Annotated in this window: 24 protein-coding genes; 15 read left to right on the forward strand and 9 right to left on the reverse strand. The window is 61.3% G+C overall.

The window, feature by feature from the left end; genetic code table 11:
- Positions 1-74 precede the first annotated feature (74 nt).
- Positions 75-941, reverse strand: coding sequence for an endonuclease/exonuclease/phosphatase family protein (locus OLZ32_RS33175; protein ID WP_264424552.1), 867 nt, complete (start codon positions 939-941; stop codon positions 75-77).
- An 84-nt stretch (positions 942-1,025) separates the two neighbouring features.
- Here OLZ32_RS33175 and obgE point away from each other — a divergent pair, with 84 nt between their 5' ends.
- The 7 genes from obgE to modC all read left to right on the forward strand — a co-directional run bounded on the left by obgE (position 1,026) and on the right by modC (position 8,488).
- The gene (gene obgE / locus OLZ32_RS33180; protein WP_003543917.1) at positions 1,026-2,120 is read left to right on the forward strand and encodes a GTPase ObgE; all 1,095 of its coding nucleotides are present in this window, start codon (positions 1,026-1,028) and stop codon (positions 2,118-2,120) included.
- Entirely contained in the window at positions 2,107-3,276 is a 1,170-nt protein-coding gene (proB, locus tag OLZ32_RS33185; RefSeq protein WP_026160056.1) for a glutamate 5-kinase, read from the forward strand. The genes obgE and proB overlap by 14 nt, the downstream gene beginning before the upstream one ends.
- Positions 3,269-4,552 carry a glutamate-5-semialdehyde dehydrogenase gene (locus OLZ32_RS33190; protein ID WP_264424556.1) on the forward strand — a complete coding sequence of 428 codons (1,284 nt, stop codon included), beginning with the start codon at positions 3,269-3,271 and terminating at the stop codon, positions 4,550-4,552. Before proB ends, OLZ32_RS33190 begins: the two co-directional genes overlap by 8 nt.
- Positions 4,527-5,189: a nicotinate-nucleotide adenylyltransferase gene (locus OLZ32_RS33195; protein ID WP_264424557.1), complete on the forward strand. Its 663-nt coding sequence runs from the start codon at positions 4,527-4,529 to the stop codon at positions 5,187-5,189. The genes OLZ32_RS33190 and OLZ32_RS33195 overlap by 26 nt, the downstream gene beginning before the upstream one ends.
- Before the next feature lie 497 nt (positions 5,190-5,686).
- Complete coding sequence (modA, locus tag OLZ32_RS33200) at positions 5,687-6,478, forward strand: molybdate ABC transporter substrate-binding protein (protein ID WP_003543925.1); 792 nt, start codon at positions 5,687-5,689, stop codon at positions 6,476-6,478.
- A 244-nt stretch (positions 6,479-6,722) separates the two neighbouring features.
- Positions 6,723-7,424 (forward strand): molybdate ABC transporter permease subunit, encoded by a 702-nt coding sequence (gene modB / locus OLZ32_RS33205; protein ID WP_026160057.1) that lies wholly within the window; start codon positions 6,723-6,725, stop codon positions 7,422-7,424.
- Positions 7,421-8,488, forward strand: coding sequence for a molybdenum ABC transporter ATP-binding protein (modC, locus tag OLZ32_RS33210; protein ID WP_017989827.1), 1,068 nt, complete (start codon positions 7,421-7,423; stop codon positions 8,486-8,488). The genes modB and modC overlap by 4 nt, the downstream gene beginning before the upstream one ends.
- Here the strand turns inward: modC and OLZ32_RS33215 are convergent, their stop codons facing one another.
- A complete protein-coding gene (locus tag OLZ32_RS33215) occupies positions 8,489-8,866 on the reverse strand; it encodes a winged helix-turn-helix domain-containing protein (protein ID WP_003543932.1) in 378 nt (125 codons plus the stop codon).
- Positions 8,867-9,076: 210 nt separating this feature from the next.
- Here OLZ32_RS33215 and rsfS point away from each other — a divergent pair, with 210 nt between their 5' ends.
- The 6 genes from rsfS (at position 9,077) to OLZ32_RS33245 (ending at position 14,834) form a co-directional block, all read left to right on the forward strand.
- Positions 9,077-9,520 (forward strand): ribosome silencing factor, encoded by a 444-nt coding sequence (gene rsfS, locus OLZ32_RS33220; RefSeq protein WP_032984631.1) that lies wholly within the window; start codon positions 9,077-9,079, stop codon positions 9,518-9,520.
- Positions 9,521-9,637: 117 nt separating this feature from the next.
- Positions 9,638-10,120: a 23S rRNA (pseudouridine(1915)-N(3))-methyltransferase RlmH gene (gene rlmH / locus OLZ32_RS33225; RefSeq protein ID WP_264424559.1), complete on the forward strand. Its 483-nt coding sequence runs from the start codon at positions 9,638-9,640 to the stop codon at positions 10,118-10,120.
- 169 nt (positions 10,121-10,289) lie between these two features.
- Positions 10,290-11,690: a murein hydrolase activator EnvC family protein gene (locus tag OLZ32_RS33230; protein WP_264424561.1), complete on the forward strand. Its 1,401-nt coding sequence runs from the start codon at positions 10,290-10,292 to the stop codon at positions 11,688-11,690.
- Positions 11,680-13,002 (forward strand): S41 family peptidase, encoded by a 1,323-nt coding sequence (locus OLZ32_RS33235; protein ID WP_003543943.1) that lies wholly within the window; start codon positions 11,680-11,682, stop codon positions 13,000-13,002. Before OLZ32_RS33230 ends, OLZ32_RS33235 begins: the two co-directional genes overlap by 11 nt.
- Positions 13,003-13,078: 76 nt before the next feature.
- Positions 13,079-14,275 (forward strand): divergent polysaccharide deacetylase family protein, encoded by a 1,197-nt coding sequence (locus OLZ32_RS33240; RefSeq protein ID WP_264424563.1) that lies wholly within the window; start codon positions 13,079-13,081, stop codon positions 14,273-14,275.
- A 25-nt stretch (positions 14,276-14,300) separates the two neighbouring features.
- Positions 14,301-14,834 (forward strand): RNA pyrophosphohydrolase, encoded by a 534-nt coding sequence (locus OLZ32_RS33245; protein ID WP_017989832.1) that lies wholly within the window; start codon positions 14,301-14,303, stop codon positions 14,832-14,834.
- A gap of 80 nt (positions 14,835-14,914) precedes the next feature.
- On the opposite strand, the gene bfr is transcribed toward OLZ32_RS33245, so the two are convergent.
- The 5 genes from bfr to OLZ32_RS33270 all read right to left on the reverse strand — a co-directional run bounded on the left by bfr (position 14,915) and on the right by OLZ32_RS33270 (position 21,749).
- Positions 14,915-15,400, reverse strand: coding sequence for a bacterioferritin (bfr, locus tag OLZ32_RS33250; RefSeq protein WP_003543950.1), 486 nt, complete (start codon positions 15,398-15,400; stop codon positions 14,915-14,917).
- Positions 15,366-15,764: a (2Fe-2S)-binding protein gene (locus OLZ32_RS33255; RefSeq protein WP_264396443.1), complete on the reverse strand. Its 399-nt coding sequence runs from the start codon at positions 15,762-15,764 to the stop codon at positions 15,366-15,368. The genes bfr and OLZ32_RS33255 overlap by 35 nt, the downstream gene beginning before the upstream one ends.
- Positions 15,765-15,887: 123 nt before the next feature.
- Complete coding sequence (locus OLZ32_RS33260) at positions 15,888-19,352, reverse strand: error-prone DNA polymerase (RefSeq protein ID WP_264424565.1); 3,465 nt, start codon at positions 19,350-19,352, stop codon at positions 15,888-15,890.
- Positions 19,349-20,893: a Y-family DNA polymerase gene (locus tag OLZ32_RS33265; protein ID WP_264396486.1), complete on the reverse strand. Its 1,545-nt coding sequence runs from the start codon at positions 20,891-20,893 to the stop codon at positions 19,349-19,351. Before OLZ32_RS33265 ends, OLZ32_RS33260 begins: the two co-directional genes overlap by 4 nt.
- Positions 20,805-21,749 carry an ImuA family protein gene (locus OLZ32_RS33270; protein WP_264396445.1) on the reverse strand — a complete coding sequence of 315 codons (945 nt, stop codon included), beginning with the start codon at positions 21,747-21,749 and terminating at the stop codon, positions 20,805-20,807. Before OLZ32_RS33270 ends, OLZ32_RS33265 begins: the two co-directional genes overlap by 89 nt.
- A 161-nt stretch (positions 21,750-21,910) precedes the next feature.
- Between OLZ32_RS33270 and OLZ32_RS33275 the strand changes: the two genes are divergently transcribed.
- A complete protein-coding gene (locus tag OLZ32_RS33275; protein ID WP_003543974.1) occupies positions 21,911-22,348 on the forward strand; it encodes a metallopeptidase family protein in 438 nt (145 codons plus the stop codon).
- Between the two features lie 100 nt (positions 22,349-22,448).
- On the opposite strand, the gene OLZ32_RS33280 is transcribed toward OLZ32_RS33275, so the two are convergent.
- Both OLZ32_RS33280 and OLZ32_RS33285 read right to left on the reverse strand, forming a co-directional pair.
- A complete protein-coding gene (locus tag OLZ32_RS33280) occupies positions 22,449-22,655 on the reverse strand; it encodes a DUF1737 domain-containing protein (RefSeq protein WP_003543976.1) in 207 nt (68 codons plus the stop codon).
- Entirely contained in the window at positions 22,655-23,575 is a 921-nt protein-coding gene (locus OLZ32_RS33285) for an HpcH/HpaI aldolase/citrate lyase family protein (protein WP_017989836.1), read from the reverse strand. Before OLZ32_RS33285 ends, OLZ32_RS33280 begins: the two co-directional genes overlap by 1 nt.
- A 137-nt stretch (positions 23,576-23,712) precedes the next feature.
- On the opposite strand from OLZ32_RS33285, the gene OLZ32_RS33290 reads away from it, so the two are divergent.
- Complete coding sequence (locus OLZ32_RS33290) at positions 23,713-23,946, forward strand: hypothetical protein (RefSeq protein ID WP_003543980.1); 234 nt, start codon at positions 23,713-23,715, stop codon at positions 23,944-23,946.
- Positions 23,947-24,062: the final 116 nt, after the last annotated feature.

A 24,062-nucleotide genomic window follows, 5' to 3' on the forward strand; every position in this document is an offset into this window, starting at 1 on the left:
AGTGTATGCGGTTTTCGGACAACATCATGCTCCAGGTTTAGAAAGCAGACGTCGCCGCACTGGCGGCGTCTCCATCAAACGCCGATCTCGACCCATAGAGGGAAATGGTCGGAACCGACGGATTGCGTATCGATCCGGGCGGATTTCAACCGGCCCTCAAGGCCGCAACTGACGAAGCAATAATCGAGATGCATGCGTTTGCCGTGATCTTCGGGATCCATCCAGCTGTAGCTCTTCGGAGAGTAAGCCTCGAGCGCCGCAAAGGCGTCGACCGGCGTGCCGATCCTTGCCACCCGGCCATAATATCCGCCGCCAGTCCCGGCAAGCGCGCAATATTCCGGCGATTCCGGCTCCATGTTGAAATCGCCCATGATGACATAATCCTCCGGCAGCGGCGGCTCCGGCAGGTCGAATTCACCACCCCCCGTCAGCGACCCACCCTCCTGGACGAAGGCATTGATATGGGCATTCAGAAATTGCAGCTGGCGGATGCGCTCGTCGGCGGAGACATGGTCAAGATGGACGGAGTAGACGCGGATCGCACCGCCGGGTTCGTCGATCACCGCCTCGGTCGCGCCGCGCTGCAGGTTGATCTTGCCGATCGTGCGGCTGCGCGGCAGAAGCAACGTTCGGGTCGAGAGGATCGGCCAGCGCGACAGCACCATGTTGCCGAACTGGAAACGGGTCCCGCGCACCGGCTGGAGCCCGCCTTCATCAGCTTCGACATGCATGTCGCAGGCCGGTCCATACACCCAGAAATAGTCGGGAAAAAGGGCGGCAATATCGGCTGCCATGTCGGCAAAACCGTTGCGGGAGAAACCGCGGGTGACCTCCTGCAGCGCGATGACATCGGCACCCTCGAGACTCCGGGCAATGCGCGCCAGATCGTATCTGCCGTCGAGACCGAAGCCGTACTGTATGTTATAGCTCGCAAAATTCACGATAATCTTTGACCTCCGTCGGAACCGCCTATATCGAATGGGCCAAGACGGGCCGTCCAACTGCCACTGAATATTGGAAGTAAAATGAAATTTCTCGACGAAGCAAAGGTCTATATCAAGTCCGGGGACGGCGGCGGCGGCAGCGTTTCGTTCCGGCGCGAGAAATTCATCGAGTTCGGCGGCCCGGATGGCGGTGATGGCGGACGCGGCGGCGACGTCTGGGTCGAGGCCGTCAACGGCCTCAACACGCTGATCGATTTCCGCTACCAGCAGCATTTCAAGGCGACGATCGGCACCCATGGCATGGGCCGGAACCGCACCGGCGCCAACGGCAGCGATGTGACGCTGAAGGTTCCCGTCGGCACCCAGATCTTCGAGGAAGACCAGGAAACGCTGATCTGCGACCTGACCGTCGAAGGCCAGCGTTACTGCCTCGCCCATGGCGGCAATGGCGGCTTCGGCAACGCCCACTTCAAGACCTCGACCAATCAGGCGCCGGATTGGGCCAATCCCGGCCTGCCCGGCGAAGAAAAAACCATCTGGCTTCATCTGAAACTGATTGCCGATGCCGGCCTCGTCGGCATGCCGAATGCCGGCAAGTCGACTTTCCTTGCCGCTGTCACCCGGGCCCGGCCGAAGATCGCCAACTATCCCTTCACCACGCTGCATCCCAATCTCGGCGTCGCCACGATCGATGAGCGCGAATTCATCCTGGCCGACATTCCGGGCCTGATCGAAGGCGCCCATGAAGGTGTCGGCATCGGCGACCGTTTCCTCGGCCATGTCGAGCGCACCCGTGTGCTGCTCCACCTCATCTCCGCCCAGGAAGAAAAGGTCGGCAAGGCCTATAAGACGGTCAAGCACGAACTCGAAGCCTACGGAAACGAGCTGACCGACAAGGCGGAGATTGTGGCGCTGTCGCAGATCGACGTGCTCGACGATGCCGAATTGAAGAAGAAGACCAAGGAATTGGCCAAGGCCTGCGGCAAGACGCCATTCCAGATTTCGGCCGTCACCGGCAAGGGCATGACCGAGGTGTTGCGTGCGCTGCGCGACATCATCGTCGAAGCCAATACCGAGGAGAAGCCGGCCAAGGTGCCGAAGCTGCGCCATCGCGACATGGTCGTCACCGATGAGGGCGAGGGCAAGGGTGGAGACGAGGGCGATGACCAGCCGTAAGCCGCTTGGCCGCTACCGCCGCATCGTCATCAAGATCGGATCCGCGCTTCTGGTCGACCGCAAGGCCGGGCTGAAGAAGGCCTGGCTCGACGCCATGTGCGCCGATATCTCCGGCCTGAAGGCCAAGGGTATCGACGTGCTCGTCGTCTCTTCGGGCGCAATCGCGCTCGGCCGCTCGGTGCTCGACCTGCCGTCAGGCGCGCTGAAGCTGGAGGAAAGCCAGGCGGCCGCTGCCGTCGGCCAGATTGTGCTGGCGCGTGCCTGGTCGGAAAGCCTGTCGCGCGACGAGATCGTCGCCGGCCAGATCCTGCTGACGCTCGGCGATACCGAGGAACGCCGTCGCTATCTCAATGCGCGCGCCACCATCAATCAGCTTTTGAAGATCGGCGCCGTGCCGATCATCAATGAAAACGACACGGTCGCCACCAGCGAGATCCGCTATGGCGACAACGACCGCCTGGCCGCCCGCGTCGCGACGATGACCGGCGCCGATCTGCTCATTCTTCTCTCCGATATCGACGGTCTCTACACCGCGCCGCCCCATCTCGATCCAAACGCAGCGTTCCTCGAGACGATTGCCGAAATCACCCCCGAGATCGAGGCAATGGCCGGGGGTGCTGCCTCCGAGCTTTCGCGCGGCGGCATGCGCACCAAGATCGATGCCGGCAAGATTGCGACGGCATCAGGCTGCGCCATGATCATCGCCTCCGGCAAGACCGACAACCCTCTGTCGGCGATCGAAAACGGCGCGCGTTCCTCCTGGTTCGCGCCATCTGGCACACCCGTTACCGCCCGCAAGACCTGGATTGCCGGGCAGTTGCAGCCGGCTGGCGAACTGCATGTCGATGACGGCGCCGTCGCAGCCCTCGGGGCCGGCAAGAGCCTGCTTCCCGCCGGCGTTCGCAGCGTGTCCGGCCTCTTCAGCCGCGGCGACACGGTGGCGATCATCGGCCCGGCCGGCCGCGAGATCGCCCGCGGCCTGGTAAGCTACGATGCCGACGACGCCCGTCGGATTGCCGGCCGCAAGTCGGCGGAGATCGAGACCATTCTCGGTTATGCCGGACGCGCCGCCATGGTCCATCGCGACGACATGGTGATGACCGCGCAGATCGGTTCGAAATCGGAAAGGCAGAAGAAGGACGCGAGTTATGCTTGATACCGTTGCGCCGGGCCCTGACATTGAGGTGCTGATGAACGACATTGGCCGCAAGGCAAAGTCTGCCGCACGACCGCTGAGCTTTGCGTCGACTGAGGCCAAGAACAGGGCTTTAAATGCCATGGCCGATGCGATCCTGGCGAACAAGGCGCATATTCTTGCCGAGAACGCCAAGGACCTGAAGGATATCGAAGGCACCGAGATACTCGCTTCCTTCGTCGACCGGCTGACGCTGAACGACAAGCGCATCGCCGAGATGGCCGAGGGAATCCGCGCCATCGCCGCTCTTGCCGATCCGGTCGGCGAAGTCATCGCTGCCTGGGACCGACCGAACGGGTTGAAGATCGAGCGTGTCCGCACGCCGCTCGGCGTCATCGGCGTCATCTTCGAAAGCCGACCGAACGTCACGGCCGATGCCGGCGCCCTCTGCCTCAAGGCAGGCAATGCCGTCATCCTGCGTTGCGGATCGGATTCGCGCCGTTCATCGCAGGCTATTCATGCCTGCCTGGTCGAGGGCCTGAAGGCGGCGGGACTTCCAGAGCATGCTATTCAACTCGTGCCGATCACCGACCGTGCGGCCGTCGGCGCCATGCTGCGGGGCCTCGACGGCGCGATCGACGTCATCGTGCCGCGCGGCGGCAAGAGCCTGGTTGCCCGCGTGCAGAGCGAGGCTCGCGTGCCGGTTTTTGCCCATCTCGAAGGCCTTTGCCACATCTATGTCGATGCTTCGGCCGATATCGAAATGGCGAAGAAGATCATCGTCAATTCCAAGATGCGCCGCACCGGCATCTGCGGGGCGGCCGAAACCCTGCTCGTCGATGGCGCCGCGATCGGCACGCATCTGACGCCGCTGCTTGAGGTTCTGACGGAGGCCGGCTGCGAGATCCGCGCTTCGGCAACGGTGCTGAAGGTCGCACCCGGCATGAAGCCCGCGACCGAGGAGGACTGGTCGACCGAATATCTCGACGCGATCATCTCGGTTGCCGTCGTCGACGGCATATCGGGCGCCATCGCCCATATCCAGACATATTCCTCCAACCATACCGAGGCTGTGATCGCCGAGGACCCTGCCGTCGTCGCGCGTTTCTTCACCGAAGTCGATTCGGCGATCCTGCTGCACAATGCCTCGACGCAGTTTGCCGATGGCGGCGAGTTCGGCATGGGTGCGGAAATCGGCATCGCCACCGGCAAGATGCATGCCCGTGGCCCCGTCGGCGTCGAACAGCTCACCTCTTTCAAATATCGGGTGCATGGTGCCGGACAGACGCGGCCCTGACGTGACGACCGAGAATGTGGACCGGCGCTATCGCCGCATGCCGCACAGCGAGCGCGGCATGGTCGTCGGTCTGTTCGGCGGCTCGTTCAATCCGCCGCATCAGGGCCACGCGCTCGTCGCTGAGATCGCCCTCAAGCGACTTGGCCTCGACCAGCTCTGGTGGATGGTCACCCCGGGCAATCCGCTGAAGAGCCGCAACCAGCTTGCCCCGCTTGCCGAGCGCATTGCCGAAAGCGAGCGTGTTGCCGCCGACCCGCGGGTCAAGGTCACCGCCTTCGAACAGACGCTGGGCACCAGCTACACCGCCAATACGCTTGCCCGCGTCAAGGCGCGTAATCCACATGTGCATTTCGTCTGGATCATGGGCGCTGACAGCCTGCAGACCTTTCACAAATGGCAGAAATGGCAGGAGATTGCCCGCACCTTTCCGATCGCGGTGATCGATCGGCCGGGCGCGACGCTTTCCTTCCTGTCCTCAAAAATGGCCAGGACTTTCGATTTCGCCCGTGTCGATGAGGATGACGCCCGTGTTCTCTGGAAGAAGCGTGCGCCGGCCTGGACCTTCATCCACGGACCGCGCTCCGGCCTGAGCTCGACGGCAATCCGCAATGGCTCGTCGCACAGCGACGCCGAATAGCCTAATTTTAAGAAGACCCGAAAACGAGAAAGCCCGACGGGGGAGGAGATCCGTCGGGCTTATAAACTCGATCGACAACTGGGAGGAGGAGTGTTGTCGACCCTATCGAACGGCTATGGGAGGAGGAGAAGCCGTTCGATGATTATGTTGTAGCATATTTCGCAGGAAGATGAATATCGATTGGTGCATTGCAGCAATGCATTGCGTGCAATCCTGTGCAGCCTTGTGGCTTTGGCATTGCCGTTTTTCTTAGCAGAAATCGACGGAGCATGCTCTGCCGCCGGGAGTCCTTGCGGTTTGCCAACCTGTCGCCCGGGTATTTCCACCTATGGATCTCACGCTGCGGTTCAAGCCATGCACTTCAACAACGCGTAACTCTATTGGGTCGTTGCGGACACCGCGGTCCAATACGGTTATATTTTCTTGGATATATCCCTAGCCAAGATGCCTCGTACCGTTATATTCGTTGCAATATTTCGAACTTCCGGGAATGAACTATGCAGAACCGCCGCCAATGGATGAAACTGGCAACCGCTGCGATCTCGGCCCTCTGGCTTGGCGCGACAGCGCTGCCGGCGCCTGCCGCCGCAGCCGAAAAACTTACCGTCTTTGCGGCGGCGAGCCTCAAGGATGCGCTCGACACCGCCAATGCCGCCTGGACGAAGGAAAGCGGCAAGGAAGTCGTCGTATCCTATGCGGCGAGCGGCGCTCTGGCCAAACAGATCGAAAACGCGGCCCCTGCCGATGTCTTCATCTCGGCCGACCTCGACTGGATGGATTATCTCGCCAAGAAGAGCCTGATCAAGGCCGACACTCGCTCCAACCTGCTCGGCAACAAGATTGTGCTCGTTGCCGAAAAGGCCAAGGCAAAACCGGTCGAGATCAAGCAAGGCTTCGATCTCGCCGGGCTTTTGGGTGACGGCAAGCTTGCCATGGGTGAGCCGAAATCGGTTCCCGCCGGCAAATACGGCATGGCCGCGCTCGAAAAGCTCGGCGTCTGGAAATCGGTCGAAACCAAGGTCGCCGGCGGCGAAAGCGTGCGCGCCGCCCTGGCCCTCGTCTCCCGCGGCGAGGCGCCTTATGGCATCGTCTACCAGACGGATGCGGCAGCCGATAAGGGTGTCACTGTCGTCGGCACCTTCCCCGCCGAGTCCCATCCACCGATCATCTATCCGATCGCAATCCTCGCCGAGAGCAAGAACCCGGATGCATCAGCCTATCTCGACTTCCTGAAATCCGACAAGGCAGCCGCCTTCTTCACGGCGCAGGGTTTCACCATCCTCAAGTGACTACGGATCTGCACATGAGCGCCTCACTTGAGGCTCACATCACGATGCTTCAGTCTGCTGACGACGACCGCTAACTACTCTATCGTCATGCTCGGGCTTGTCCCGAGCATCTGCATCCGGTCGATTTTGGATAGGCAGCAGATCCTCGGCACAGGGCCGAGGATGACGCCGAGTAAAGAACGAGTTTGTCAACAAACGGCTCGCATATGCGAGCCTTCATTTTTGAGAGGAATAGAAGCGCTTGTTGGACGCTCTGGGCTTGAGCAATGAGGAGTGGACGGCGATCCTGCTCAGCCTGCGCGTCTCGATTGTCGCCATGTTGGCAAGCCTGCCCTTCGGCATCCTCGTCGCCCTGTTGCTTGCCCGCGGCCGCTTCTGGGGCAAGTCGGTGCTGAACGGCGTCGTTCACCTGCCGCTGATCCTGCCCCCGGTCGTCACCGGTTTCCTTCTCCTCATTCTGTTTGGCCGCCGCGGTCCGATCGGCAGCCTGCTCGACCAGTATTTCGGCATTGTTCTCTCCTTCCGCTGGACAGGCGCGGCCTTGGCCTGCGCCATCATGGCCTTTCCGCTGATGGTGCGCAGCATCCGCCTGTCGATCGAGGCGGTCGACCGCAAGCTGGAAGAGGCGGCCGGAACGCTCGGCGCCGGCCCTGTCTGGGTCTTCCTGACGATCACCCTGCCACTGACCCTGCCCGGCATCATTGCCGGCATGATCCTCGCTTTTGCCAAGGCGATGGGCGAATTCGGCGCGACGATCACCTTTGTCTCCAACATTCCCGGCGAAACCCAGACGCTGTCGGCGGCGATCTACACCTTCACCCAGGTGCCAGGCGGCGATGCTGGCGCGCTCCGTCTGACGCTTGTCGCCATCGTCATTTCGATGGCCGCCCTGCTCGCCTCCGAATTCCTCGCCCGTCTCGCCGGCAGGAGGATCGATCCGGAATGACGTTGATAGTCGAGGCAAAACAGCGGCTCGGCGCCTTTTCGCTCGATGCCGCCTTCACTTCCGAGCGCGGCGTCACCGCGCTGTTCGGCCGTTCCGGCTCCGGCAAGACCTCGATGATCCGCATCGTCGCCGGCCTCGCACGCCCGGACCAAGGCCGCGTCGTCCTCGACGGCGAGGTCTTGACCGAAACCGAAACCGACATCTTCGTCCCGAAGCATCGCCGCTGCTTCGGTTATGTCTTCCAGGAGGCGCGGCTTTTCCCGCATCTCAGCGTTCGCGCCAATCTCTCCTACGGCCGCTGGTTCGCGGCGAGAATGGCGCGCGGCGAGAGCTTCGACCGCATCGTCGACCTGCTCGGCATTGAGACGCTGCTGGAGCGCAGTCCAGCGAAGCTTTCCGGCGGCGAGAAGCAGCGCGTCGCCATCGGCCGCGCACTTCTCTCCTCCCCCCGCCTGCTGTTGATGGACGAGCCGCTCGCCGCCCTCGATGATGCCCGCAAGGCGGAGATTCTGCCTTATCTCGAGCGATTGCGCGACGAAACCGACATACCGATCGTCTATGTCAGCCACTCGATCGCCGAGGTGGCGCGGCTGGCAAACCAGGTCGTCGTCATGCGGGACGGCAAGGTGGAAGCAACAGGCCCCGCCATCGACATATTGAGCCGCCCCTCCACCTCCTCCGACCGGCGGGAGGCAGGCGCACTGCTGGAAGGCACGGTGGAAAGCTTCGATGCGCGGCACCGTCTATCGACGGTCGCGCTGAAATCGTGCCAGCTCCATATTCCGGGCGCGGCTCTTGCGCCCGGCAAATCGGTCCGCATCCGCATCCCCTCCCGCGATGTCATGCTGGCGACCGCAAGGCCCGAGGGGCTCAGCGCGTTGAATATCCTGGAAGCAAGGATAGACGGGATCTCGTCGACTGAGGACGGAACGGTAGAAATCCGGCTCGATTGCGGCGGCGATATCATTCTTTCCCGGATCACGACATTGTCCTGCGAACGTCTGGATCTTCGACAGGGAAGGGCGGTCTTCGCCGTCATCAAGACAGTTGCGCTGGAGGCCTGATCAGCTGCGCTCGCCCTGTTGCAGGTTGCGCTTGGCCTCGAGCCAGGCGAGATCTTCGGCAAGGCTCGCGCGCATCGTCCTTTCCATCCGGCGGAAACGCCCGAGCAATTCCTCGCCGAACGGCGTCAGCGCCGCGCCGCCGCCCTTCTGCCCGCCGCGCTGCGATTCCACCACCTGTTCGTTGAACATCCGGTTCATCTCGCTGACCAGCAGCCACGCCCGACGATAGGACATGTCCATCGCCCGCCCGGCGGCCGAGATCGATCCGGTCTGGCGGATATGCTCCAGCAGTTCCATCTTGCCATGGCCGAGGCGATCCTCCTCCGGGAAGCTGATTCGCAGGACGGGCACGAGTGTTTTTGCGGCTGAGTCGGTCATTGAATCTGGAGATCGTGGAATTTGCCGCACTTTACGCTGCGGCATGGAAACTGTACACCGCCCGCACGAGGCCGCCCCGAGCGGTCAAATACTTCAATTCGAACGGCAGATCGGATTTTCGACCGTTCTGTACCTTAGCATGTCTTGAAACATTAATGGTTTGATGCCTATCTTAACCATGATCCGGTCGTGATCGGATCTGTGTTGTGCATAGTTTGTCATTCCAGGAAAGGGAAAGCACTGACAACAGTACACGCCAAGGGAAAAACGCTCGCCGTTATCCCGAAGAGTGCGGAACGTGGCGCCGATGCCGCCGCCCGTGCCCTAGAAACCGTCCTCGCCAGCCTCGAGGACTCCAAAGCTGAAGATATCGTCACCATCGACATTGCCGGAAAATCGGCGCTGGGAGACTACATGATCGTCGTCTCCGGCCGCTCGAACAGGCATGTCATGGCGATCTCGGATCACCTGCTTACCGACCTTAAGGACGACGGCCTCGGTACGGCCCGCGTCGAAGGTCAAGAGGGCGGTGATTGGGTCCTGATCGACACTGGTGACATTATCGTGCATGTGTTCCGTCCCGAAATCCGCGAGTTCTACAACATCGAAAAGATGTGGGCGGCTCCGGATATGGATGAAGAAACACGGCACTGACAGGCGAGCCGGCATTCTGTCCGGCGCCTGAGACGTGGCATTGGCTGGCCGGCAAACAGATAAGCCGGCCGGTGGCGTAGCGTGCGCCCGATGTGCCGCATGAGCGGGAGCGGATGAATGCGAATAGGTCTTTTTGCGGTGGGACGGCTGAAGTCCGGCCCGGAAAAGGATCTTGCCTCCCGTTATTTCGACCGTTTTGCCAAGGCCGGCCCTGCCGTCGGTCTCGAATTGACCCGTGTTGCCGAAGTTGCCGAAAGCCGGGCCTCCAATGCGGAGACCCGCAAGCGCGAAGAGGCGGCGATGCTTCTGAAATCGCTTGCCGATGGCAGCATCCTCATTCTTCTCGATGAACGCGGCAAGGCGCTCGACAGCGAAGCCTTCGCAAACCTGCTCGGCTCCTATCGCGACCAGGGTAAACGCGAGCTGACCATCGCGATCGGCGGCGCCGACGGCCTCGATCCCTCGCTTTACGACCGTGCCGATACCACGCTGTGCCTGGGCAGGATGACCTGGCCGCATCAGCTCGTGCGCACACTGATCGCCGAACAGCTCTATCGTGCCGTCACCATCCTGTCCGGCCACCCCTATCACCGCGTCTGAGGCCGCGTCGGCCTGATGTGGCAATCGCAATGTCACGCAGCCGTGTTTTGCTAGGCAGCCCGTTCTCCTTCAAACTTTCTGGCAAAGCGTACCAAATCAGCTTAGTCTCCGCGCGATTTGAGAAAGTGCCCCAACCCGCATGACGAGAGCATCCACCAGGCGACACCGCATGATCCTGCCGGCTATCGCGGCCGGCGTCGGTGTAGCGGTGATTGTCATGTCGGCAAATCCGTTCATCGTCCGGGCGCAAGATGCCGCGCCCGAGGCGGCACAATCTGCACCGCAGCCGGCAGCCGAGCCGCCGCCGCCCGATCCGGCGGCCGAACTTGCCGCCAAGCGTGACCAGACCCGTGCCGAACTCGAAACCCTGTCGAAGACGATCAACCTCTCCACCGACAAGGTAAGCGCGCTTCAGCAAAGCATCGCCGATCTCGAAAAGAGCACGGAAAGCATCCGCCGGGCACTGATCGATTCCGCTGCCCGCCGCAAGACGCTCGAAAAGCAAATCCTCGAAAGCGAGAAGAAGCTTGCCGATCTCGGCGTCAAGGAGGATGGCATCCGCCGTTCCCTGCACGAGCGCCGCGGCCTGCTGGCCGAGGTGCTGGCAGCGCTCCAGCGCATGGGCCGCAACCCGCCGCCCGCTTTGCTCGTTACCCCCGATGATGCGCTCGCCTCCGTGCGCAGCGCCATTCTGCTCGGTGCCGTCGTGCCCGGCATCCGCAAGGAGACCGACAAGCTTGCGGCAGACCTCGCAAGCCTCGCCGCATTGCAGACCGCAAGTGCCGCCGAGAAGGCCTCGCTGACCGGGACGATGACTGATGGCATCGAGGAAGAGCGGCGCATGGACCTGCTGCTTGCCGAAAACGACAAGCTCAGCCGCAGCAACGCCGCCGAACTCGAGGCCGAAAGGAAACGTTCCGAGGAGCTGGCGGGCAAAGCGACCAGCCTTGAAGGCCTGGTCGCCTCGATGGAATCCGAGATCGCTTCGGTGCGGGATGCCGCCGCTGCCGCCCGTCAGGCGGAGGAAAACCGCAAGCTCCTGACGGACGAGCAGCGCGCCCAGGCCAAGGCACTTGCCGACAACGGCGTGCCCGATAAAAACCGCATTGCGCCCGCATATCCCTTCGGAGAATTGAAGGCGAAATTGGAGGTGCCCGTTACGGGCGATATCCTGCGCCAGTTCGGCGATGCCGACGGCACCGGGCACGAGGCCATGGGAATGACGGTCGCCACCAATCCAGAGACAGTGGTGACGGCGCCTGCGGATGGTCTGGTGGTTTTCGCCGGCGCATTCCGCAGTTACGGCCAGATGATCATCCTCGACGCGGGCGATGGATACCACCTGGTTCTCTCGGGAATGGATACGATCAATACCCGTCAGGGAAAATTTGTTTTCTCCGGCGAGCCGCTTGCCGTGATGGGCGCGAAAAGAGTGGCAAGCGCAACTGCATTGGCGCTGGAAACGAACCGGCCAACGCTTTACATTGAATTTCGAAAGGACGGTAAACCGGTCGATTCCCGGCCGTGGTGGACCGCCAAAGACACTGGAAAGGCACGCAATGATTCGTAGGGCTTCTCTTGTTCTGGTCGGCGCATTGATGGGTGCGACCGCAATGAGCGTCATTTACTCGGCGGGTGTGCCGGCAGAAGCGGCCGGATCCTCGACCTACAAGGAACTTTCGGTTTTCGGAGATGTCTTCGAGCGTGTGCGTGCGCAATATGTGACGCCGCCTGCGGAAGACAAGCTGATCGAGAACGCCATCAACGGCATGCTCTCCTCGCTCGATCCGCATTCGAGCTATATGAATGCGAAGGACGCCGAAGACATGCGCACCCAGACGAAGGGTGAGTTCGGCGGCCTCGGCATCGAAGTCACGATGGAAGACGAACTCGTCAAGGTCATCACCCCGATCGACGATACGCCCGCCGCCAAGGCCGGCGTTCTCGCCGGCGATTACATCTCCGAGATCGACGGCCAGTCCGTGCGCGGCCTGAAGCTGGAAGACGCCGTCGAGAAGATGCGCGGCGCCGTCAACACGCCGATCAAGCTAACGCTGATCCGCAAGGGTGCCGACAAGCCGATCGAGCTGACGATCGTCCGTGACGTCGTCGCCGTCCAGGCAGTCAAGTCGCGTGTCGAGGACGATGTCGGTTATCTCCGCATCATTTCCTTCACCGAGAAGACCTATCCTGACATGGAAAAGGCGATCAAGAAGATCAAGGACACCGTTCCGGCCGACAAGCTGAAGGGCTATGTTCTCGACCTGCGCCTCAATCCGGGCGGTCTGCTAGACCAGGCGATCAACGTGTCCGATGCCCTGCTCCAGCGTGGCGAAGTCGTTTCGACCCGCGGCCGCAATCCGGATGAAACCCGCCGCTTCAATGCAGGCCCGGGCGATCTGACGGATGGCAAGCCGGTGATCGTGCTGATCAACGGCGGTTCGGCTTCCGCATCGGAAATCGTCGCTGGCGCTCTTCAGGATCTGCGCCGTGCCACCGTTCTCGGCACGCGCTCCTTCGGCAAGGGCTCCGTCCAGACGATCATCCCGCTCGGTGAAAACGGCGCGCTGCGCCTGACCACGGCGCTCTACTACACACCGTCGGGCCGCTCGATCCAGGGTACCGGCATCACTCCCGACATCAAGGTCGAGGAGCCGCTGCCGGAGGAACTGCAGGGCAAGATGGTGACCGAAGGCGAATCCAGCCTGCGCGGCCACATCAAGGGCCAGAGCGAGACGGACGAAGGTTCAGGCTCCGTTGCCTACGTTCCGCCGGACCCGAAGGACGACGTTCAGCTGAACTACGCGCTCGACCTTCTGCGCGGCAAGAAGACCGATCCGGCCTTCCCGCCGAACCCGGACAAGGCCGTCGTCGCCAAGTGATCGATCAACTCAAGGCCGGGCACTCGCCCGGCCTTGACCCTTTCTGCTGTTTCCCGGTTTTGGAGCGGGCGAAAAATTGGGAACGGACCTGCATGCGCCTTTGGGCCGCAACCGCAAAGCCGGCAGCCGGCGTCCGGGCATTCTGCGCCTGGGCCGCATCGCCGCCAGCCTTTGCCTTTTCGCGATAGGCGGCTTTTCCCTCTATACGGCATTTCGCGGCGATGGGCTCGAACGCACCAAACCGCCAGCGGCCGAACAAGCCACAACACCCCCTGCCAATGCGCCTCAGCCGCCGACGGCCACCACGGGCCAAGCGGCGGATGGCATGCCCCGCGCCGACCCGCGCTCGGGCGCCAATGTCGAGCAGATGGTCACCGGCGACGGCTCGGTCGTCACCAAATACAGCCCCCGCCCGCGCGACGGTAGCGGACCGGTGCTGGTTGACGCCATGCAGATCGGCCAGGATCCGCGCATGGCAGCCCAGCCCAATGATGCGCTGCTCGAAGAGACGCGCTTTGGCAGGCTGCCGATCGTCGGCCCCGATGGCCGGCGGCCGATGGATCAATATGCGCGTCCCTCGTCCGGCACGCGCGGCGTCCGCATCGCCATCGTCGTCAGCGGCCTCGGGCTCAGCCAGACCGGAACGCAGCGCGCCATCGCGGAATTGCCGGAAGAGATCACCTTTGCTTTTGCCGCAAGCGGCAACAGCCTGCAGCGCTGGATGCAGGAAGCCCGCCGCGGCGGTCACGAGATTCTTTTGCAAGTGCCGCTCGAGCCCTTTGATTACCCGGCGAACGATCCAGGCCCCGAAACGCTGCTGACCACGAAACCGGCCGCCCGCAACATCGAGAACCTGCACAAGGCGATGGGCGAGATCACCAACTATACCGGCGTCATGAATTATCTCGGCGGCCGTTTCCTGTCTGATCCGGCCGCCATGGAACCTGTCATGCGCGATATCGGCAAGCGCGGGTTGCTGTTTCTCGACGACGGCACATCGGCGCAGTCGAAGACGGCGGCGATCGCCAAGGGAACCGAACTGCCCTATGCCTTCGCCGACCTGCAGCTCGACGGCCAGCTCGATATCAACGCCGTCCTGAAGAAGCTCGACGAGCTCGAGCGTATCGCCCGCAAGAACGGCCAGGCGATCGGCGTCGCCTCGGCTTTCGATGAGAGCGTTGACGCTATCGCCAAATGGAGCGAGGAGGCGGCGATGCGCGGCATCGAGATCGTCGGCGTTGCCGCCCTTTCCAACGACCCCCGGAATCCTTGAGAAGAATCCCAGAACGGAGAAGAAGATGAGCCAGGCGACCGTGAAGGCCGAGGATCTGCCCTACCGCCCCTGCGTCGGCGTGATGATCCTGAACCGCGATGGCCTCGTCTGGGCGGGAAGACGCATCTCCGACGGCAATTCCGAATATGACGGCTCCCCACAGCTCTGGCAGATGCCGCAGGGAGGCATCGACAAGGGCGAGGATCCATTGGACGCCGCCTATCGCGAGCTCTACGAGGAGACCGGCATCAAGACGGTGACCCTGCTTGCCGAAGCGAGAGACTGGATCAACTATGATTTGCCGCCGGCACTGATCGGCATCGGGCTGAGAGGAAAATTCCGCGGCCAGACACAGCGCTGGTTCGCCTTCCGCTTCGACGGCGACGACAACGAGATCGCCATCAACCCGCCGCCTGGTGGGCACGAGCCGGAATTCGATGCCTGGGAATGGAAGCCGATGCGGCAACTGCCGGAGCTGATCGTGCCCTTCAAGCGCGCCGTCTACGACAAGGTGGTGGCCGAGTTCCAGCATTTGGAAACACTTCAATCGGAAGACTGATCACGGCAGGATGACCGCCTCCGTTTGCGCTCAGATCCGGCACACCGGCCGCCATGGGCGGCCGGCATCTCGTTCGAATATTATTCGGCTTCGTTGGCGGAATCGGCGTTGAGCTGGCCGTATTTGCTCTCGCCGATTTTCTCGAGCAGGTCGATCTGTGTTTCGAGGAAGTCGATATGACCTTCCTCGTCCGCCAGCAGCTCCTCGAAAAGTTTCATGGAAACATAGTCACCGGCGTCATGACAGATATCGCGCGACTTTTTGTAGGCCGCGCGGGCGTCGTACTCGCCGGCAAGATCGGCTTCCAGAACTTCCTTGACGTTCTGGCCGATGCGCAGAGGTGCAAGGGTCTGCAGATTGGGATGGCCTTCGAGGAAGATGATGCGCGCAACAAGCCGGTCGGCATGGTGCATCTCTTCGATGGATTCGGCGCGCTCCTTCTTGGCGAGCTTGGTGTATCCCCAGTCCTCAAGAAGACGATAATGAACCCAGTATTGGTTGACCGCACCGAGTTCGAGGAACAACGCCTCGTTAAGCCGCTCGATGACCTTTTTGTCGCCTTTCAATGTCCGCTCTCCTGTTTTCCTCATGGAATTGTTTCAAGCGGGACATGAAATCAAATATTTCGGTCTCCGTCGAGTGGCGACGGGCGTGATATTCTTCGGTCGTCTGGATAATGATGTCGACGACGTTGGGGAAACAGCCGCAGCAGCGGCCGCGCTTTTCCATGGCGTGATAGACCTTCGCAGGCACGATAAGCTGCCAACAGTCTTCATCGAGAAGGCTGGTGATAACCTCCCGGATTTCCTTATCGGTTATATAGTTGCAGCTGCAGACGAGCACGTCTTCATTCCAAACATGACACTGACTATCGTGTTTTCTGCTAAAGAAGATGGTGGCTGTCAAGAAAAAATTCGAGTCCCACATCATTGAACAGCGGTGTCCGGTGAGGCCTTCATGCATGTCGTCCGAGATTATGCAGCGGTTTCAGGATGATGACGCCATAAGGCAAATGAAGGCGCGCCGCATGGTCTTGATCGGTGCAATGCATTTTTAATGAAAGTTGCGTCCGCGCGGCATCACCTCAGCGGTTTCCGTCGCGCCCGCATGGCGGCCTGTGGCAACCATCCGTTTTTCCAGCTCGGCCCTCTCCTGCACATTTACAAGCTTTTTCTGCCGCTGATCGACGCCCGGCCTCAGCACCTCGTCTGCCCGCTCGCAGACGCCGAAACGCCTGGCCTCGCGTTGCAGGATACCGAGCGCCGGCGTCATGTCCTCGATATGCTCGACGACGGTATGGATCACCCCGCTCTGGCTTTGCAGCCTGCCGCGGACTTTCACCAGCCGGGCGCCCATCACGACCGACCGGTATTTGTCGAACATTTTCGACCAGACGATCACATTGGCCACACCGGTCTCGTCTTCCAGCGTCATGAAGATCACACCTTTGGCCGAACCTGGCCGCTGGCGCACCAGCACGAGGCCCGCGATCGTCACCCGCTTTCCGTTCGCGACCTTCAACAGATCGACATTGCGCGTGATGCCGGCCTTGCGCAATTCCTCGCGCAGGAAGGAGACGGGGTGCGCCTTCAGCGACAGTGAGAGATAACGATAGTCCTCGATGACCTGCTCTCCGGGCAGCATTTCCGGCAGCTTCGCTACAGGCTCGGCCTGGAGGTCGACATGACGGACCTGCTCGAAAAGCGGCAGCTCCTCAGTAGCACTCTTCACATCCAGCGCCCGCACTGCCCAGAGCGCCTCGCGTCGTGACAGTTTGAGGGATTGAAACGCATCGGCATCCGCCAGTCGCTCGATGACCGACTTCTGCAGACCGGACCGCAGCCAGAGATCCCGCACCGAGCTGTAGCCTTCGCCTCGATGGCTGACGAGCCGTTCCATATCGTCTGTCGAGAGACCCTTGATCTGCCGGAAGCCGAGCCGCACCGCATGCCGGGTCTTGATGATCTCGCGCATCTCATGATGTCGAAAATCGACGGCATTCCGATCGAAAGCGGCCTCTTCCAGATCGCAATCCCAGTTCGATTCATTGATATCGACCGGCAAGATTCTTACCCCGTGCTCGCGTGCATCCCGCACCAGCTGCGCCGGTGCATAAAAGCCCATCGGCTGGGAGTTCAGCATCGCCGCGCAGAAGACATCGGGATAATAGGCCTTGAGCCATGAGGAGGCATAGACGAGCAGCGCGAAAGAGGCGGCATGGCTTTCCGGAAAACCATATTCGCCGAAGCCTTTGATCTGGTTGAAGCATTGCTTCGCGAACTCGGGATCATAATCCCTTGAGACCATTCCCTCGATGAACCGCTTTTCGAAGTTGCCGATCGTTCCCGTTCTCTTGAACGTCGCCATCGCTCTGCGAAGCTTGTCGGCTTCCGCCGGTTCGAAGCCTGCGGCGGTAATGGCGATCTGCATGGCCTGCTCCTGGAACAAGGGCACGCCGAGAGTTCTTTGCAGAACCGTTTCCAGCTCCTTGCTCGGATATTTGATCGGAATGTTCTTGGCCCGCTGCTCACGGCGCTTCAGATAGGGATGCACCATGTCGCCCTGGATCGGTCCTGGCCGCACGATCGCCACCTCGATGACGAGATCGTAGAACACCTTCGGCTTCAGACGCGGCAGCATGCTCATCTGCGCCCGGCTTTCGATCTGGAAGACACCGAGCGTATCGGCCCGACCCATCATCTCGTAAACCGGCTCGCCTTCGTCCCCATGCTCCTTGTTGCCGAGGTCTGCGAGCGTCTTCTTCACGTCGTAATGCAATTCAAGCAGCGAGAAGGCCTTCCGCAGGCAGGTCAGCATCCCGAGCGCCAGCACATCCACCTTGAGGATCTTGACGTTGTCGAGGTCGTCCTTGTCCCACTCGATCATGTAGCGATCCGGCATCGCCGTCTTCATGATCGGCACCACCTCGTCGAGCCTGTCCCGCGTAATGACAAAGCCGCCGACATGCTGGGTGAGGTGACGCGGGAAGCCGAGAAGTTCGGAGGCATATTTCAGCACGTTCTGCGTCACCGGATCTTTGATGTCGAGGCCCGCCGCTTTTGCATCCCGTTCGGAAAGATTGTCCTCCGACCAGCCCCAGACGAGGCTGCTGATCGCCGACTGGACATCCTCCGACAGCCCGAAGGCCTTGGAGACCTCGCGGCCCGCCGAGCGGGTGCGGTAGGTGGTCACCCCTGCCGTCAGCCCGGCATGTTCTTTTTTGTAGGTTTTGTAGATGAACTGGATGACCTCTTCACGCCGATCATGCTCGAAATCGACATCGATATCCGGCGGTTCGTCGCGGTCCATAGAAATGAAGCGGTCGAAGAGCAGTGTGCTTTTTTGAGGATCGACTTCCGTTATCTCAAGGCAATAGCAGATGACCGAATTTGCCGCCGATCCGCGCCCCTGGCACAAGACCTTGAGTTCATAGCGGGCATGCTGAATGATCCTGTGAACCGTCAGGAAATAAGAGGCATATTTCTTTTTTTTAATGAGATCGAGTTCATACTCGATCTGTGGCGCCACCTTGGGCGGGATACCCTTGGGATAGCGTCTTGCCGCTCCCGCTCTCGTCAGCCTTTCGAGTGTCTCCTGCGGCGTTTCGCCGGGATCGTTTTCTGGCGGATAATTGTGCTCCAGTTCCTTCAGCGAAAAGGTCAAGCTGTCGAAAAATACCTGCGTATTCCCGACCGCATCAGGATAATCCCGGAAGATCCGGACCATTTCACGTGAATCCTTGAGGTAGCGCTCAGCATTCGGCGCAAGCAGGAATCCGGCTTGCGCTATCTGCACGTGCTCTCGGATCGCGATCACGACATCCGAAAGCGGCCGGCGCTCGGGATGATGGTAAAGCGGCTGGTTGGTAGCAATCAGCGGCACGCGATTTCGGGCACCAAGCATGGCAAGCACCGCAAAGACCTGCCTGTCGCGACCGTCATAGGCTGGCGCCAGCGCCATAAAAAAAGCCTTGCGGAAGCGTCTGCGAAAGCGTTCCAGATAATCTTCCAGCGTCGACTGAGCTGCCTGATGATCGACGAGGGTGCGATCCGGAACGAGGGCAAGCATCATCTCGTCTCCCCATTCCATGAGTTCCGCTTCCGTCAGAATGCAGCTTCCCTTGACCGCTTCCTCCTTCAGATTGCCGGCGCTCAGAAGACGGCAAAGGTTCGCCCAGCCCCGCCGGTTACGGGGATAGGCGAGGATATTAGGCGTTCCGTCGGAAAAGACGAGACGGGCGCCCGGCTGAATCCGGATAGGATCGAGGATCTCCTCCTCTTTTCCTTCCTTCTTCGCTTGGGCCAGAATCTCATCTCTGTTCTTGTATCTCTCCTCAAGCTGCTCCGCCTGCGCATGCGCCCGCACCACGCCGGCAACTGAATTCCGGTCCGCAATGCCGAGACCGCCGAGCCGTAGACGAGCAGCCTGCACGATCATCTCCTCGGGGCCAGAGGCGCCTTCAAGAAACGAGAAGTTCGTCCTTGTGCCGATCTCGAAGAATGCGCGCGCGGTTGTCATGCGAACACGCCATGCATGAACCAGCGAGGATCAAGCGCCTGACCATAAAAGCCCCGCCGATAGATCCAGAAACGATGTCCGGTCTCATCCTCGATGCGGAAATAGTCACGCGCCTCGGCGTCATTTCCATCGATCCACCATTCCATGGCAATCCGTTCCGGCCCTTCGCTTCTTGCCACCTGATGCTGCATGCGCCGCCAGCGGAAGATCTGCGGCGGACCATCGGGCACTTCGGCAAGCATGATCTCGACCGGCTCCGGCGTTGCAAAGAGCCGCAGCGGGCGCTCTTCGCGGAAAGGAAGAGGAATGTCCTGCGCCGCCTTCCGCCTGGGAAGGCTCTCCATCACAGGAACCGTGATGACGGCGCGTTCCGGCACATGGCTCTCGCGGAGCTGGAAGCTTTGCAGGCAATCCGCACCAAGCCGGGCCGAGACCCGGTCGACGAAGGCCGAAAGCGAGACCTCTCCCTGACGGTCGCCCTCGAAATCACCCTGCGCCTCGTTGAAAGGATCGTGCCGCAACACATTCAACCGCAGGATCTCGAAACCATAGCCGGCATCGAGATCGTCATAGACCGCCTGCAATCGCTCGGAAAAAAGCCCGGCGATGAACTTTGGTTCGCGAAGCGGCTGCGAAGCGCCGACGGAGATACGAAAGACCCTGCCGTCGACGCGGAACAGGACCAGTTCGAACACCCGCCCGCCAGCCCCCCGCGCCTCCAGCGACGGCTGCAGCGATAAGGCGACCTGCCTGGTGACGGCAAGGATCTGCTCTTCCGTCCCGATGGGCTCGATCAGCCGGCTTTCGGCCGAGAGGCTGGCAACAGGACGCCGGGGCGAGACCGGCTCCTCTTCACGTCCCAGCGCCTGGTCGAGACGCAGAAGCAGCTCCGGGCCGAACCGGCGGGTCAGCGGCGCTCGCGGTGCATCGATGACGTCGCCGATATATTTCAGACCGAGCTTCTTCAGGGCATCGACGGTTTGTCCTTCCAGCCGCAAGGCTGCAACCGGCAAGGACACCAGCACATGTTCCGTCTCTTCGTCCTCGATCACGCCGCCTTGCCCGAAGCGGGACGCGGCCCAGGAAAGGCCGGGTGACGATGAGATCGCACCGCGGGCATCGAACCCCATATGAAAAAGCCGCGACAGCACATCCCTAAGAAGCGCCTTTTCACCGCCGAAAAGATGAGCGCAGCCGCTAATGTCGAGAAACAGGCCGTCCTTGCCGTCGAACGCCACCAGCGGCGTATAACGGTCGCACCAGTCGGCAATTGCCTCCAGCAACCGGCGGTCGGCCGCCGGATCCTCTTCCGCGACATCGAGCATCGGGTACATGGCGCGCGCTTCGGCAACGCCCAGCTCCTTCTTCAGCCCCAGCCTTTCGGCCAACTCGTCCAGTGCCGTCAGCCGCATGGCATTGTTGAGCTTGCCGGAACAGACGATAGGCGGCGTCTCAGGACGCCCTTTCGAACGCCAAGAGAGCCCCCATCGCTTGCGGGCGATGCGGTCCGTTGGCAGATGTGGGAAGCTGAGCGCCAGAATGCGCTGACTGTTCGCCTGGGGGACGAACGAGGTTTGGTTCGGCGACAGGGAGAAATTCGCGTTCATGAGGATTCCACTCCAGAAGAAAGGAGAGCGGGGCCGGATTTCGGCTCTTCTCCAGTGTGAGACGGAAAATCGGATTGCCGATGCCGCCGGAAAGTGTCGATCCATCCGGCAACGACCGCAGAGCGGACGGGGCCGGTTCGACAAGCAGACGCAAGGCCGCACTGCTTGCCTCCTCCCCTCCGGCTTGACGGACAAGAAAGAGCGGACGGCGGGCAGCATGCGCCCTGAGACTGAGCCGGCGGCTTTCGGTCAGGCCGAAATGGACGGGATTGCCCCGCACTTCGAAGATGACGGCCGAGAAGGCAGCGCTTTCCACCGCCACCTCCGCCAGCCAGAGCGCCTCGTCCAGCTTACGCGGCGCCGCATGGAGAAACCGCTCCGGGCTCAGTCCGAAATCCCGAAGCCCGGGAGCATAGGGACGGCCGGCCTCCAGCGTGCCGACGGCATCGCCGATCCAGAGCAACGGCAGAAGGCGGCCGGCATCCGCCTCCCGTTTTTGCAGTCGCGCGGCAACAGCCATCGCCAGCCCGCTTGCAGCACCAGCATCGCGAGACAGAGCGGAACGGAATTCGGTGATCGCATCGAGCGGCAGGCCGCCTTCCAGCGTCCCGTCGAGAAACTCCGCCCCAAACGGCAGGGGCGGCAGCGTGCGCTCCTGGCGGGGCTTACGTCCTTCCGCCAGGGCTTCCCGTTCCGCTGCGGCAAGCGCCGGCGCGGGCCTTCCCTCCAGTCTGGCGATGGTTTCGCGGAGCGCAAAAAGCCGCTCGCGCGCCAGGGCGTGCTGCGCCATGGCGTTCTCCGATCCGTCTTGTTCCTGTTATGTTCTTATAGATTCCAGAGAGCTAATGAAGAGTCAACGGCCATTTTCTATGAAAATATTCCTGCCTTTGATTCCGCACTCGAAAATCGGCGATAAAGGTTCTATATGGGCCCGCAAAGGAAGGAATATTCATGGCCCGCATAGACCAGAGCGATGATTGGCGCGATCGCCATGCGCCGACGATCAGCGCCTTCGAGTCGCTAGCGATGGAGGCCTACAGCCATCTCCCGGATGAATTCCGCCAGCTGACGACCAACCTCACGATCGAGATCGAAGATTTCCCCGATGACGACGTTTTCGAGGACATGGCGCTGGAAACCCCTTTCGATCTGCTCGGCCTTTTCGAGGGCAGGGGCATTTCCGAACGTTTCACGGTGGAAACCGGCGAGATGCCGAACCGCATCCGCCTCTACCGCCGTCCCATTCTCGACTACTGGGCCGAGAACGACGAGACGCTCGGCGATATCATCACCCACGTCCTGATCCACGAGATCGGCCACCATTTCGGGCTGAGCGACGATGACATGGAGCGGATCGAGGCAAGCGCCGAGGAAGCCGCCGAGCGATAGAGCGCCGCGCGTCCAAGGACACGCTAAGGACGCTCTATCACTTTCAATCACGCATAACCCCGAAAATCGATTACGATTTTCGGGGTTATGCGCTAAAACCTCACTGCTCGGAGAGCTTCATCTCAGGATCGTAGTCCTTGCCTTCGACCTGCTTGACGACGGCCTGGCCGCACTGCATCGCACCGGTTGCAGCATTGAAAGCATAGCTCGGCGAACCCTCCAGCGACCAGCCCTTGTTGAGGGCGGCGGTGACCTTATGGCAGAAGGAAGCATCGTCGGGACCGGTCAGGAAGCGGTAGAGTTTCATCACATCGTCTTTCGTACTGCAGCCTGGCGGGCTGCGATCAGGCGCGCTTTATGGACCAGACTTTCCGCCTGGACAAGATGCAGCCGCTCGACCATCCGCCCGCCTGCATTGATGACGTTCAGCCCATCGGAAGCAGGGTCGGCAAAGGCTGATATGATCGCCTCCGCTTCCGCAATCGCTGCCGGATCCGGGCCGAAATGGCGGTTGGCGGGCTCGATCTGCGCCGGATGGATCAGCATCTTGCCGGCAAAGCCCATGGCCCGGCCCTGCAGACATTCGGCATCGAAACCCTGTTCGTCCCTGAAATCGTTGAAGACGCTGTCGATCGCATCGAGCCCATAGGCACTGACCGCAAGGACGACCTGCATCAGCCACGGCACGAGATAGCTCCGCCCCGGCTGCGGCAGCACGCCGGTTTCCTTGCGCAGGTCGTTGAGCCCGACGACGAGACAATCGAGCCGTGAGCCCGGCGTGCGCCCGGCTTCGGCGATACCAGCCGCATTGAGGATGCCGCGCGGTGTCTCGATCATCGCCCAGATGCGCAGATCATCAGGTGCATCGGCCTCGGAGAGAAGGTCACTGAGCGCCATGACATCCTGCGGCTCGTCGACCTTCGGCAGCAGCACGGCATCGGGACCAAGCGCCGTCACCAGCTCCATGTCCGCCAGGCCGAAATCGGTGGATAGACTGTTGATGCGGATGATCCGCTCCTTGCCTTGGAGCGGCCGAGCCGAAAAAAAATTCCTCAGGTTTTCCCGCGCTTCCGCCTTCTTTTCCGGCGCCACGGAATCCTCGAGATCGAAGATCACCGCATCGCAATCGACCGCATGGGTTTTTTCGAGGGCGCGGGGATTGATGGCAGGCACGCTCAGCACCGAACGGCGCAGGCGGATGGAGCGGGTCGTGGGGTTTCGGCTCATGGCGAATTAGTGCCAAGCTTTGAAAGCCGAAGCAAGCAGCCCGCCCCCAGACATCTAGCAGAACAACAAAAAGCCATGCTTGCCTTGCAGAGAGGAAGGAGAAGGACCACATTCCTTTCCGAAGAAAGGTCTCTAACATGCAGAACATTCGCTCCATCTTCCTCATGCTTGCCGGCGCCACCGTTTTCGTGGCCATGCTGCTTTTCACCTTCTCGGTGACGCTCGCCGTCGGCGGCATCCTGACCGTGCTCATGGTCGGACGCGCGCTTTCGATGAAGATGAAGCCCGCTCCGGTCCGCGCTAAGGCAAATAACGGTAAGCCGGAGATGCGTGTGTGGAACGACGGCCGCGGCACCATCATCGATCTCTGATCACCTTTTCGCTGAAAAATTTGGTTCGCCGAAAAATTTCGGCCGACACTGTCGGATCACGCTTCCATGCTACGTCCTTGAAGCAGCCAGGCATTCAGCCGGCGCTCAAAAAACGA

It is taken from the genome of Rhizobium acaciae (genome assembly GCF_025941625.1).
GTDB classification, from domain to species: Bacteria; Pseudomonadota; Alphaproteobacteria; order Rhizobiales; family Rhizobiaceae; genus Rhizobium; species Rhizobium acaciae.